The organism is Kosakonia sp. H7A, assembly GCF_003028445.1.
GTDB classification, from domain to species: domain Bacteria; phylum Pseudomonadota; class Gammaproteobacteria; order Enterobacterales; family Enterobacteriaceae; genus Kosakonia; species Kosakonia radicincitans.
The window spans coordinates 805,431-817,860 of sequence record NZ_PYTZ01000001.1; the positions used below are offsets into that span (position 1 = coordinate 805,431).

The following is a 12,430-nucleotide window of genomic DNA, read 5'->3' on the forward strand; positions in this document are numbered from 1 at the left end:
TGATCCTTAAAACGTGACAGCAACGCGCCAGTTAACACTGACGTGATCGGGGCCGAGCCAGTCGGGGTAATGCAGCGGCGTGCCAACGGAGATCTGGCTGGCGAACCAGCGTCCGGCGCTGCCAAGCCCTGCTGACGCGCCCCACAGCGTGCCGGAGGCGTAGCGATCGAGCCGGTCTTTTTCCAGCCAGCCGCCATCCACCGCCGCCGTGGCGCTGATCTGCCCCAACAGGGGCAAGGTGAACAGCACGTAATTGAGTTCGTTACGCCAGTAACCGCCGTTGTCGCCGGAGAGATACTGCTCTTTAAAACCGCGTACGGAGCTTTCGCCGCCGAGCGTCAGGCGTTCGCTGCCGTAGAGCCTGTCCGGCGACCACTGCGCATACAGGCTGGTGAGCCAGACAATGTCGGCGCTGAACGGGCGCTGGAAGCTGGCGCTCAGGCTCCCTTTACGGAACTGCGCGCGGGGTTCATCGCCACTTTTGCCTTCGTCGGTTTCGGCGTTAAACCACGGCATGCCGTGGCTGAATGTCGGGTTGAAGGTCGCCACGCCGCCCAGTACTTTCTGCGTATGACTGATGCCCAGTTGCAGGCTGGAGAGATTGCGCGTGCTGCTGACCAGCGGCGCGTCGTTAAGCCAGTTGCGCGAGGAGCGCTGTGTGACGCCAGCGGTAAATGCGGTTTTGATATTGCCGTTGCGGAACACCACCCACGAACCGTTCAGGCGGTGCGTTCTGGTGTCGCCGGTGGAGATCCACGGAAAGCCCTGATTGATGAGGGTGGTGCGGTAGTTGCTCCAGGCATAGCTGTAATCGAGCAGGCCGTAACCGTACGGCATGCTGAACCCGGCCTGAAAATTTTGCGCGTCATAGCCGGTGGCGAAATCGCTGCTGCGCCCGCCGCTCACCTGCCACTGTTCCGCCAGTCCCAGCAAATTACTGGCGGTCAGCGAACCATTTAACTGATCGTCACCGGTACTTTTCTGCCCGCTGTTATCCAGCGAAACCGAAGCACTTAACGGAAATTCCGGCGTGGCGGTTAAATTCACGCTGGAATAACCCGGTTCACTGTCGGGAACGATATCGATCTGCACCGGTTCGCGCCGCAGACGATTTATTTGTTCCATCCCCTGTTCGATATCCCGCAGATTAAGGATTTTCCCTTCCAGACCGGGGAAAACCATTTTCAGCATGCGCGGCGATTCTCCCTCCAGGCGGATATGACGTAATTTTCCTTCCAGCACGACAATGCGTAATTCGCCGTGCGATAAATCCTGTTCGGTGAGAAAAGCGCGGCTGGTAATATATCCCCGGCTGATATACCAGTCGGAAATCGCGGCGGTCAGTTCGGTTATTTTCGCCATATTCAGGCACTGGTTCTGCCAGGGCGCAGTCAGTTTCTGCTGCGCTTTTTCGCTAATGAGCGTCACGCCGGAAAGGATGATGGTGCGAATATCAAAACAGGGGCCACCAGCCTGCGGGGCAGACGCACGCTGGCCTGAGCGCGGCAGCGTGGTGCTGCGCTCCAGTTCATCACGCTGCTGCTGGCTCTGACGAAGCAGCTGTTCCTGCTGTTGACGGACAGCGTCACGGTCTGCCGGAGATAATGGCGCCGCCTGTGCCGTAAACGCGAGTAATAAAAAAAGAGCCGAACTACGAATGTAATTCAACGGTGATGTCATCCCTGCCATAAAGCGAATTAATCAATAGGTGTATTTTAATTTTCTTTTTTAAGGATGTTACTAAAGACAAAAAATAACAACAATTAATACATCCAGAAAATAGCCATTACATTTGTGAGTTTGGCTTTGGGTGTGAATTTTATAGTGTGCTTATCCTGGCACGATGGATCCAATCTTATCTATTCGTGCTATTTTGGCACTAAAATAATTAACTAAAAATAAAACTTAACGAAAATTTCTTATAAAGATTTTAGTGTTGCTGCCGCTAATGAGATAACGCGACCCGGTGTTGAGAAACCTCGTCGGGCAATTTAATAAGCAAACGATTGATGCGCGTTAATTTTAATAATAGAGAAAGGGAAAACATGAAAATTCAGTTTTTGATTACCGGTGCCTTATCCACCGCATTGTTAAGCGGCTGCGCTACCAATACAACGTCACATGCAGTGACCGCAAGCAACGGCAGCAAAGTCGATGTCGCTACCATCTTCAGCCCTGCAGAAATGAACAATAATCTCTATCCTGACGTTAAATTGCGGGAAGTCTCCCCGGCACACTCCGGCACCGGAATGGGGCTTGCGGTTCTGGGTGCCGTACTCGGCGGCGGCATCAGCAGCAATTCGTTCGATAAAAATGTCTATAAAGGGAACACCATCGATACCCTGCCTGAACCAACCTCCCGCTATTTAGCGCCGAAAGCGGAAGCCAAAATTCACGACTGGCTGGAAAAAAATGGTGGCGGTTACGCTTACACGCAGCCTCTCTTTATCGCAGCGTCACAGTGGTCACTGATTTATACCGATATGTCGACCAGCAACAGCAATTACGATCTCACCTATCGTGTCAAATTTTATAAACGTCCGGAAGGCGGCAATGCATTCAGTCCTTATGTGATTGCTGAATGCGCACCGACGGTGAAAACCGCGCCGTTAAGCGACTGGAAAGCCAATAATTACGCGAAAGTGAGCGAAGAGACGCAGAAAATGATGGATGCCTGCGTACTTGAGCTGGAGAACCAGTTGCCTCGTCTGCTGAAAAAATAAAGGACCTGGGCGCAGGATATTTCACAGGGGATATCCTGTCGCTCACTGGCAAATCGCGCCGCACATCTGAAACTGAAAGCATAGTGCGTTTGCAAACGCGCGCATACATGATGAAGTGATAGCCACTCTCTTCCCGAAATAGTACGTTAAGAAAGACCTTAATCTGATCCGGTGAAAGAAACAGATCTCTTTCACCGGTGAAGATTAATTAACCCGTTAACGTGTTGCGCTATCAGGCATGTTGTGGAATCCGGAATACGCTGACCAGATCTTGCATGACTCTTGCCTGTTCGTTAAGCATTTCAGAAGCGGCAACCGATTCCTCTACCAGCGCGGCGTTCTGCTGCGTCGTGGTATCGATCTGCCCGATGGCGATATTAATTTGATGAACACCATCGCTTTGCTCAAGGCTGGCCTGCTCTATTTCCTTCAGAATACTGGTGACGCTATCGACATTTTGCACCAGTTCATCCATTTTTCCGTTTACCTGCCGCACCATCTCCAGCCCACGGACGCTTTGCTGCGTTGAGTTCTCGATCAGTGTCCTGATCTCCTTCGACGAATTGGCCGTTTTCTGGGCCAGATTGCGAACTTCCTGCGCCACGACAGCAAACCCTTTACCATGCTCACCCGCACGCGCCGCTTCAACAGCGGCGTTAAGTGCCAAAATATTGGTCTGGAAGGCAATGGAATCAATCAGATTAATGATGTCAGACATCTTATCCGCTGAGTTGCTGATGTTCTGGATCTCTTGCGTCAGCGAAGCCATCAATTTTCCGTTATCCGTCACCGCATTACTCGCTCTCGCCGAAAGTTGTGAAGCATTCGCCGTATTATCGCCAGTATTTTTTACCGTTGCGGAAATCTGTTCCATTGACGATGCAGTCTGTTCGATAGAACTGGCCTGCTCTTCTGTACGGGCTGATAAATCACGGGTTCCGGCCATAATTTGAGAAGCGCCGGTCGCAATATTTTCGGCTCCGCCACGTATTTCCGTGACAATTTTTATTAATTCATCCTGCATATGAGAAATAGCGCTGGTCAGTTGCCCGGTTTCATCTTTTGATGTCACCTTTATCTCTTCCCCAAGGTTGCCTGCGGCGATACGCGTAGCAGCCTCAACCGCATGTTTAATGGGAATAACAATAGCGCGTGAAATAATGATCGCCATGGTGGCGCCAAGAATCAGGCAAACTATCGCGATAATGATCATGACCATTTTTGACGTACTGTAATCATGCAAAAAATCAGTATATGACGATTGCATTTCATCTCGCTGAAGATTGATAAAGGTGTTAATTTTATCAATGTACTGTAATTCTTTTTCACGCGTATTATTTGTATATTCATCAATTGCTGAAACAGGATCTGATTGAATGTTTTGTATCACCTTATTACGCGACTGGATATAGAGTTTTCGCATGTCAGTAACATTGGCTAAAATCGCCTGGGACGCTGCATCGTCTGCCGCCGTGTTGAGTTGTTTATAGAGTTCGTTGATTTTTTCCGATCGTGAAGTCACTTCCTGCATTAACTGGCTTTGCTTTTGCGGATTTTTCTCTATTAATGCATTGAGAAACAGAATCGTTGATGTATTAACTTCTCTGATAAGATTATTACCCATTGCCGTGGTGGGATAATCCTCCGTGACAATTTTTGAGATCTTATTTTTAGCTTCATCCAGTCGATACAGCGCATTTCCGGCAATGAAAGCCAGTAACACGATCAGAATACCGAACGAAAAAATAATCTTATTTCTGATACTTATGCCTGTCGGCTTTACTATGGTAGCTTTGTTTTTCATTATCTTTCCTTAGTGAATTAATAAGCACACCAACTGCGCAATCGCAGATGGCATAGAAAAATATCGGCAGGATAATGATTTCTCTTAGGTATTGATCGGAATAAACTTAAAAAAACACTACTACGATAGGTGATAGCTATCAGAAGAGGGACAATCGATCGTTTATTTATTTCTTATCGTTCGTCAATAAATAATTTAAAAATATCCCCATCAACTTATCCAAAAATATTGATGAATCGGAAGATGCTTTCCGATGTTTTGTAAGTAAAAAAAATAAAGTGAAATCTATCAGATTGCGTTTTATCTTGATTAAGAAGAATCGTAAACCCTGAGAAACTTGATGGTGTTTCTCAGGGTTGCGATATGTAAACTATTTATTACCTCATACTAAATTAAATTTTTGCAAGGTGTCATTAAGAGAAGCAATCGCGCTGGCAATTCCTTGTTGTTTAATCTCTTCACCTTTTGATGCCCCTTCCGCGCGAATAAACCCGACATCGCTGATTCCCAGAAAGCCAAAAAACGAAGCCAGATAGTTTTCCTGAAAATCCATGCTCTGAAGCGGCGTCTGATGGTAAAAACCACCCCGCGCTGATACAACGATAACTTTTTTATCTCCAGCCAGCCCAACAGGGCCAGAAGATGTGTAGTTAAATGTTTTTCCCGGTTGCGCTATTCTGTCCAGCCATGCTTTTAGCTGACCGGGAATTGAGAAGTTATACATCGGTGCGCCAATGACGATAATATCACTGTCAAGAAATTCAGTGACGAGTTGTTGCGAAACTGATTGTTCACTTTTATCAAATGCTGTTTCAGCTACGGCGTAAGATAATGGTCTGAACCCCGCAGCGATATCTGCTGTGAGGTGCTGAATTTCATTTTTTACAACGTCACGATAAATAACTTCACTATATTTCCCGCTGTCGGTGAGTTGCTTAACAACTGCGGATGATAAATGACGGGAGATGGAAGCATCGTGGGTAATACTTGAATCAATGTGTAGAATTTTCATCGCTATTTCACCTTTATTGACCAGACGGAGTTATTTCACGGGCGGCTTTATCTATCAATTCCGCCACCTTTTCCGGGTGGGATATCATCGACATGTGGCTGGCGTTGAGCCGGGTGGTATTAGCACCGATAGCGCTGGCGAAGCGTGACTGAACCGCAGGCCGAAGTGCATGATCGTTTTCAGTGACAAGGTACCAGGAGGGTTTGTTTCGCCATGCCGCCTGCGTAACTTTCTCTGAAAAAGCGCCCGCTGCGATGGGCTGTTGGACAGAGGCCAATAACGCCGCCTTTTTCTGCGACACATCATTTGCCATAACGTCATGGAATATCTTCGGGTCATCCAGCCAGATAAATCCGTTACTGTCTGCCTGCATCCCTTCCATCGGGGCTTTTAATCGCTGAAGTACATCAGCAACAGATTCATTGCTGTCTGGTACCAGTGCTGAGAGGTAGAACAGCCCCTTAACATTTGCTGCATTTCCCGCTTCGGTAATAACGGCTCCGCCCCAGGAGTGGCCGACAAGAAGGACGTCTCCCTGCTGGCGTTCCAGCACTCTGCGGGTTGCCGCAACGTCATCCCGCAGCGAGGTCAGGGGGTTTTGTACAGCGGTAACATGGTAACCAAGGGACTGAAGGCGTGTTATCACCTCACTCCAGCTTGAGCCATCCGTAAAAGCGCCATGAACCAGGACAATATTTTTAATAGGGAGCTCCTCCGCATGCAGTTTGATGGAAAAAAAAGCGATTAACCCGATGAATGCCAGGCGTTTTAAATTTCGTAACTGAAGGTACATATCCTCATCCGTTCTACAGTTTTTCAGCCTATCCGTGCAGCTCAGTGTAGGGCCGGATAAAGGGGGGTATGAAGTGTCTTAAATGACAGATATGATGCAAAATCTGACAACCTGTGGCGGATAAAAAATGCATATCGCACTTCTGGCTCTGCCTGGCAGCATGAAATCGGCTATTGCTGGGCTCTCTGACATGTTCTGGTTGGCTAACCAGGTCATCTCGCAAAGGCCTGGCCTTAATACCCACGCTGACGCTACGGCGCCCTGGTTCATGGTTAAAGTGATCACACCAGACGGAAAGCCGGTGGTTGACGCACAGGGGCGATTGATTGAAAGCGACGGCGCGTTTAGCCACGCTGAAAGATTTGATCTGGTTATTGCCAGCGGTATGCGGCTTGATGCCGACAAATTCCCGGTGGATTTTGCGGCGGTAAAAGCGGGCGCAGCGTGGGTTAAACATCACTATCAGCAAGGAAGCATTGTCGCGGGCGTATGTGCGGGAGGGTTTGTGCTTGGCGAAGCAGGCGTGCTGAATGGCAGGATGTGCACAACAACATGGTGGCTTTTTCATACGTTGCGTGAACGCTACCCTGCAGCCAACCCCATATGGGGTAAGACGCTGGCGGAAGAGAGAAATGTTATTACCACCGGCGGTCCGTTATCCTGGGCGGATCTTGTCATTCATATTGTGCGAAAAAAACTGGGTAATGACGCAGCAAGAATGACAGCAGATATGGCCGTCGCTGACAGCCAGCCACTCTCACAGCATATTTACGCACCCGGTGGATTTCTGAATTCGGTGCATCCATTACTTATCAAAGCCGAAAATATTGTTCGTTACCAAAACATCGCTATCTCCGTTGAGCAACTCGCCGCACAACTGAATATGTCTTCACGGACGTTGCACCGGAAAATGGGTGAATTGTCACAGGAAACGCCCAAAAGTTTTATCACCCGGGTGCGCATTGAAAACGCAGCCGTGTTGCTGGAAAAACCGGGCAAAACGTTAGCGCAGATTGCCGGCGAATGCGGTTACAGTGACGAAACGGCCTTTCGACGCGCCTTCATTAGCGTTATGGGCATGTCACCCGGCAGGTATAAGGAGTGGATTAAACAAAGAAGCGGCTTACAGCAGCCCTGATACAGGATCTTTCCAGCCGCAGGAAGAACGGGTTTACGGCAGAAAAGTGAAAATTTCTCGATGGCTGGATATCCCTTTTCATGCTGATGTAAAAGGAAAATGAGCGCGGGGAAGGGAAAATTTCTCAGGCGGGTAGACAGGAGCCAGAAAAACAAAGGGGTTACCTTTCGGTAACCCCTCGTTTAATCTGGCGGAAGCGCAGAGATTCGAACTCTGGAACCCTTTCGGGTCGCCGGTTTTCAAGACCGGTGCCTTCAACCGCTCGGCCACACTTCCGGAATGAGGCGCACTATAAACATCCCCGGGTCGTCTGTAAAGCCTGAGAATGTTTGTTTGCCTGAAAAACAATCAAAAACGTGTTATTTGTCTGAAATATCAGCGTTATGAGCGTTTATTCAGCACGCCTGCTGGCAAAACTTAGTGTTTCTTGATGTACAAATCTTTTGTCAGATAGACACCGAGACTGTCAGGCGCAAAACCACCCACCCAAGGTTTCACCAGATGCGTACGCACGTAATGGTAGACCGGAATGGCCGGAACATCCTGGGCGAGGAGATCTTCCGCTTGCTGGTAGTATTTCCCGCGTTCGGCAACGTCCTTCGCTTTCGCCGCATTTTGCATCGCTTCGTCATACGCCGGATTGCTGTACTTGCTGGTGTTCTCGCTGTCGCCGGTACGGAAGTTATTCAGGAAGGTCGCGGCATCATCATAGTCGGCAATCCATGCATAGCGTACCGCATCAAAATTACCGGTATGCATGGTATCCAGCATGGTTTTCCACTCCTGATTTTGCAGCTTCGCTTCCACGCCGAGGTTTTTCTTCCACATCGAACTGGCGGCAATGGCAATGCGCTGATGCGTCTCCATGGTGTTGTAAAGCAGATTGAAGCTCAGCGGATGCGACGCGTTGAACCCGGCTTCGTTAAGCAGTTTTTTCGCTTCGGCTATGCGCTTTTCACGCGGCCATGACGCATAATCCGGCGACGCGATTTTCACGCCGCCGATTTGCGGCTGGCTGATAACCCATGCCGGACGCTGCCCCTGCCCCATCACTTTATCGGCGATGATGTCCTTATCCAGCGCCATATTCAGCGCGCGGCGTACGCGCGGATCGTTAAACGGCGCTTTGGTGGTATTAAACTCGTAATAATAGGTCGCCAGTTGCGGTGAGACATGTACCTGATCGCCCAGCGTTTGCTGTAGCTGCGCGAACTGATTCACCGGAATGGTGTAAGTAATATCGATTTCACCCGCCTTGTAGCGGTTAACATCCGCTGTTTCGGCATTAATGGGCAGATAGGTGACTTTATTAATGACCGTCTGTTTGTTGTTCCAGTAGCGCGCGTTGCGCTCGGCAACGATGCGTTCGTTGACCACCCAGTCGGTGACCTTATATGCGCCGCTGGTAACGATGTGTTCCGGTTTGGTCCACTTATCGCCAAAGCGATTAATCAGCACCGGATCGAGCGGCACCAGCGTCGGGTTCGCCAGCATCGCCAGGAACGCGGCCGTTGGCTGCGTCAGCGTGACTTCCAGCGTTGAATCATCCAGCGCTTTTACCCCCAGCGTATCAGGCGATTTCTTGCCTAATGCAATCTCCGCCGCATTCAGAATGTGCATGTTGCCAGGATAGCTGGCGTAAGGCGATGCGGTTTTCGGATCGACCAGACGCTGCCAGCTCCAGACCACATCTTTCGCGGTGATGGCGGTACCATCTGACCAGGTGATGCCCGGACGCAAATGGAATACCCAGACCGTGTTGTCCTTGTTCTCCCATTTTTCCGCGAGGCGCGGTTCGATGGAACCGTCGTTCCTGACTGCCACCAGCCCGTCGAAGATATCGCTAATAATATTAAATTCGACGTCGCTTTCTACTTTCTGCGGGTCCAGTGAAGAGGGCTCGCTGCCATTGTTGCGTACCAGTTCCTGTTTTTCTGCCAGCACAGTCCCTGCTGGCACGGTTGCGGCAAACGCGCCACTGCATGCGCTCAGAATGCCGACAGCCAGGAGGGAAAGTGCAATATGATTACGTGGTTGTGGTTTCATGTCCTTTTCGCCTTATTCATTTATAGTATGCCGACGCGTTTACACTCTTAGCGCCCAAAGATTTATATAGCAATAGATTTCAGTGACATATAAGACACCGATATGGTTCTGCTTCACATTAATCCCTTTATTCTGCCTGGAGCTCATTTCGTCGCAGGAAATATTGTGCTGGTACCCTTGCTTTATGAGTAAAGATGGGTAAAACAACTTTGTTACAAAGCCAGTCTTTTCTAGACTCGGCAGACAATTACATCTGTCATAAGAGAGTGACTCATGGATCGTATTATTACTTCATCGCGTGACCGCAGTTCCCTGCTCAGCACGCACAAAGTTTTACGCAATACCTATTTTCTGCTTAGCCTGACGCTGGCGTTTTCCGCTATCACCGCCACAGCCAGCACCGTGCTGATGCTGCCTTCGCCGGGGCTGATCCTGACGCTGGTGGGAATGTACGGTTTGATGTTCCTGACCTATAAACTGGCCAACAAACCGACCGGTATTCTGGCGGCGTTCGCATTCACCGGTTTCCTGGGTTATATCCTTGGGCCAATCCTGAATGCCTATCTGTCAGCCGGTATGGGTGATGTGATCGGGCTGGCGCTCGGCGGTACTGCGCTGGTGTTTTTCTGCTGCTCGGCTTACGTGCTGACCACGCGCAAAGATATGTCCTTCCTCGGCGGTATGCTGATGGCGGGCGTAGTGGTTGTGCTGATCGGTATGGTGGCGAATATCTTTCTGCAGCTACCGGCACTGCACCTGGCAATTAGCGCCGTGTTTATCCTGATTTCCAGCGGCGCGATTCTGTTTGAAACCAGCAACATCATTCATGGCGGCGAAACGAACTATATTCGTGCAACCGTCAGCCTGTATGTCTCGCTGTACAATATTTTTGTCAGCCTGCTGAGCATTCTGGGCTTCGCCAGCAGAGACTAAACGGCACGTCTGTACAACAAGCCCCGCTTATGCGGGGCTTTGTTTTTTGCTACACTGCCGCCGTTGTTGGCTGACGTTGTGAAAAACTATGTTGATGTTTGAAGGCAAAGAAATTGAAACCGATAGCGAAGGCTATCTGAAAGATACCTCCCACTGGAGCGAAGCTCTGGCAGAGGTTATTGCGCAACAAGAAAGCATTACACTCTCCCCGGAACACTGGGAAGTGGTGCGCTTTGTGCGCGAATTCTATCTGGAATTTAATACCTCGCCGGCCATTCGCATGCTGGTAAAAGCGATGGCGAATAAATTTGGCGAAGAGAAAGGCAACAGCCGCTATCTGTACCGCCTGTTCCCGAAAGGCCCGGCAAAACAGGCGACGAAAATCGCCGGCCTGCCTAAACCGGTGAAATGTATTTAATAGCGGATGCCAAAGTTCGTCCATTCTCTGCCGGGTTGATGCGGTTCAGTCAGCACTCTGTCAACCCGGGCGCTGCGCGGCCCCCCCGCTTTCAGCCATGCCACCAGTTTGTCGACATTTTCCGCTTCTCCGCAAGCCACCACCTCGACACTGCCGTCGTCCAGATTACGTGCATACCCCGTTAGCCCCAGACGCTGAGCTTCATGCTGCGTGCTATAACGAAATCCGACGCCCTGCACCATTCCGTGTACCCAGGCAATTGTGCAAACTTGTGTCATCTTGTTCCCCTTTCTGTGCTGGCGCGTTGCATTTGCCCGGCGAACCCGTGACAATAGCGCCCATTTTCTTCAGTCTACAGAATAGCCGAATATGAGCGTACGTTTAGTGTTAGCCAAAGGGCGCGAGAAATCATTGCTGCGCCGTCACCCCTGGGTTTTCTCCGGTGCAGTCGCACGGATGGAGGGCAAAGCCAGCCTCGGTGAAACCGTTGATATCGTTGATCACCAGGGCAAATGGCTGGCGCGCGGAGCGCTGTCGCCTGCCTCGCAAATTCGCGCTCGCGTCTGGACGTTCGATAAAGATGAAAGTATTGATATCGCTTTCTTTACGCGTCGCCTGCAACAGGCTCAGCAGTGGCGTGACTGGCTGGCGCAGCGCGACGGGCTGGACAGCTATCGCCTGATTGCGGGGGAATCCGACGGGCTGCCCGGCGTGACTATCGACCGTTTTGGTAATTTCCTCGTATTGCAGTTGCTGAGCGCAGGCGCGGAATACCAGCGTCCGGCGCTTCTCTCCGCGCTACAAACCCTCTATCCGCAATGCTCTGTTTACGATCGCAGCGATGTCGCAGTGCGTAAAAAAGAGGGGCTGGAACTGACGCAGGGCCCTGTACTTGGTGAGTTGCCGCCTGCGTTGCTGCCCATCGAAGAGAACGGCATGAAGTTGTATGTCGATATTCAGGGCGGCCATAAAACCGGCTACTACCTTGATCAGCGCGACAGTCGCCTGGCGACCCGCCGCTATGTCGCGGATAAGCGCGTTCTGAACTGTTTCTCCTATACCGGCGGCTTTGCCGTTTCTGCGCTAATGGGCGGCTGCCGCCAGGTTGTCAGCGTGGATACTTCCCAGGAAGCGCTGGATGTGGCAAAGCAGAACGTCACGCTCAACAAGCTTGATCTGAGTAAAGCCGAGTTTGTCCGCGATGATGTGTTCAAGCTGCTGCGCAAATACCGCGATCGGGGCGAAACCTTCGATGTGATCGTGATGGATCCGCCGAAGTTCGTTGAAAACAAGAGCCAGTTGATGGGCGCATGCCGCGGTTATAAAGATATCAACATGCTGGCGATTCAGTTGCTGAACCCTGGCGGCATACTGCTGACATTTTCCTGTTCCGGTTTGATGACCACCGATTTATTTCAGAAAATCATCGCCGATGCCGCAATAGATGCAGGCCGTGATGTACAATTTATAGAACAGTTCCGTCAGGCCGCCGATCATCCTGTGATCGCTCCCTACCCGGAAGGGCTGTATCTGAAAGGGTTTGCCTGTCGCGTCATGTAACTT

11 protein-coding genes and 1 tRNA gene are annotated in these 12,430 nt (G+C 50.4%); 5 read left to right on the forward strand and 7 right to left on the reverse strand.

Translation table 11 applies throughout. The features are described from left to right. Positions 1 to 6: 6 nt before the first annotated feature. Positions 7 to 1,680, reverse strand: coding sequence for a ShlB/FhaC/HecB family hemolysin secretion/activation protein (locus CWM66_RS03765; RefSeq protein WP_107146461.1), 1,674 nt, complete (start codon positions 1,678 to 1,680; stop codon positions 7 to 9). 365 nt (positions 1,681 to 2,045) lie between these two features. Between CWM66_RS03765 and CWM66_RS03770 the strand changes: the two genes are divergently transcribed. Continuing rightward, positions 2,046 to 2,723: a hypothetical protein gene (locus CWM66_RS03770; RefSeq protein WP_071920586.1), complete on the forward strand. Its 678-nt coding sequence runs from the start codon at positions 2,046 to 2,048 to the stop codon at positions 2,721 to 2,723. A 232-nt stretch (positions 2,724 to 2,955) separates the two neighbouring features. On the opposite strand, the gene CWM66_RS03775 is transcribed toward CWM66_RS03770, so the two are convergent. The 3 genes from CWM66_RS03775 to CWM66_RS03785 all read right to left on the reverse strand — a co-directional run bounded on the left by CWM66_RS03775 (position 2,956) and on the right by CWM66_RS03785 (position 6,332). Continuing rightward, on the reverse strand, positions 2,956 to 4,527 hold the full coding sequence (locus tag CWM66_RS03775; protein ID WP_007374259.1) for a methyl-accepting chemotaxis protein: 1,572 nt from the start codon (positions 4,525 to 4,527) through the stop codon (positions 2,956 to 2,958). A 382-nt stretch (positions 4,528 to 4,909) separates the two neighbouring features. Next, a complete protein-coding gene (locus CWM66_RS03780; protein ID WP_035886254.1) occupies positions 4,910 to 5,539 on the reverse strand; it encodes an FMN-dependent NADH-azoreductase in 630 nt (209 codons plus the stop codon). Positions 5,540 to 5,552: 13 nt separating this feature from the next. After that, positions 5,553 to 6,332 (reverse strand): alpha/beta fold hydrolase, encoded by a 780-nt coding sequence (locus CWM66_RS03785; protein ID WP_107146252.1) that lies wholly within the window; start codon positions 6,330 to 6,332, stop codon positions 5,553 to 5,555. A 127-nt stretch (positions 6,333 to 6,459) separates the two neighbouring features. Here CWM66_RS03785 and CWM66_RS03790 point away from each other — a divergent pair, with 127 nt between their 5' ends. Then, positions 6,460 to 7,470 (forward strand): GlxA family transcriptional regulator, encoded by a 1,011-nt coding sequence (locus tag CWM66_RS03790; protein WP_071920582.1) that lies wholly within the window; start codon positions 6,460 to 6,462, stop codon positions 7,468 to 7,470. Between the two features lie 188 nt (positions 7,471 to 7,658). On the opposite strand, the gene CWM66_RS03795 is transcribed toward CWM66_RS03790, so the two are convergent. Together CWM66_RS03795 and CWM66_RS03800 are read right to left on the reverse strand one after the other, a co-directional pair. Then, positions 7,659 to 7,746: transfer RNA gene (locus tag CWM66_RS03795), tRNA-Ser, on the reverse strand. Positions 7,747 to 7,887: 141 nt separating this feature from the next. Then, positions 7,888 to 9,516, reverse strand: a complete 1,629-nt coding sequence (locus CWM66_RS03800) for an ABC transporter substrate-binding protein (protein WP_007374197.1) — start codon at positions 9,514 to 9,516, stop codon at positions 7,888 to 7,890. Positions 9,517 to 9,789: 273 nt separating this feature from the next. On the opposite strand from CWM66_RS03800, the gene yccA reads away from it, so the two are divergent. Beyond that, positions 9,790 to 10,449: an FtsH protease modulator YccA gene (gene yccA, locus CWM66_RS03805; RefSeq protein ID WP_007374196.1), complete on the forward strand. Its 660-nt coding sequence runs from the start codon at positions 9,790 to 9,792 to the stop codon at positions 10,447 to 10,449. An 88-nt stretch (positions 10,450 to 10,537) separates the two neighbouring features. Further along, complete coding sequence (tusE, locus tag CWM66_RS03810) at positions 10,538 to 10,867, forward strand: sulfurtransferase TusE (RefSeq protein ID WP_007374195.1); 330 nt, start codon at positions 10,538 to 10,540, stop codon at positions 10,865 to 10,867. Here tusE and yccX read toward each other — a convergent pair. Beyond that, positions 10,864 to 11,145 carry an acylphosphatase gene (gene yccX / locus CWM66_RS03815; RefSeq protein WP_007374194.1) on the reverse strand — a complete coding sequence of 94 codons (282 nt, stop codon included), beginning with the start codon at positions 11,143 to 11,145 and terminating at the stop codon, positions 10,864 to 10,866. The genes tusE and yccX overlap by 4 nt on opposite strands. A gap of 91 nt (positions 11,146 to 11,236) precedes the next feature. Between yccX and rlmI the strand changes: the two genes are divergently transcribed. Beyond that, positions 11,237 to 12,427, forward strand: a complete 1,191-nt coding sequence (gene rlmI / locus CWM66_RS03820) for a 23S rRNA (cytosine(1962)-C(5))-methyltransferase RlmI (RefSeq protein WP_007374193.1) — start codon at positions 11,237 to 11,239, stop codon at positions 12,425 to 12,427. Positions 12,428 to 12,430 lie beyond the last annotated feature (3 nt).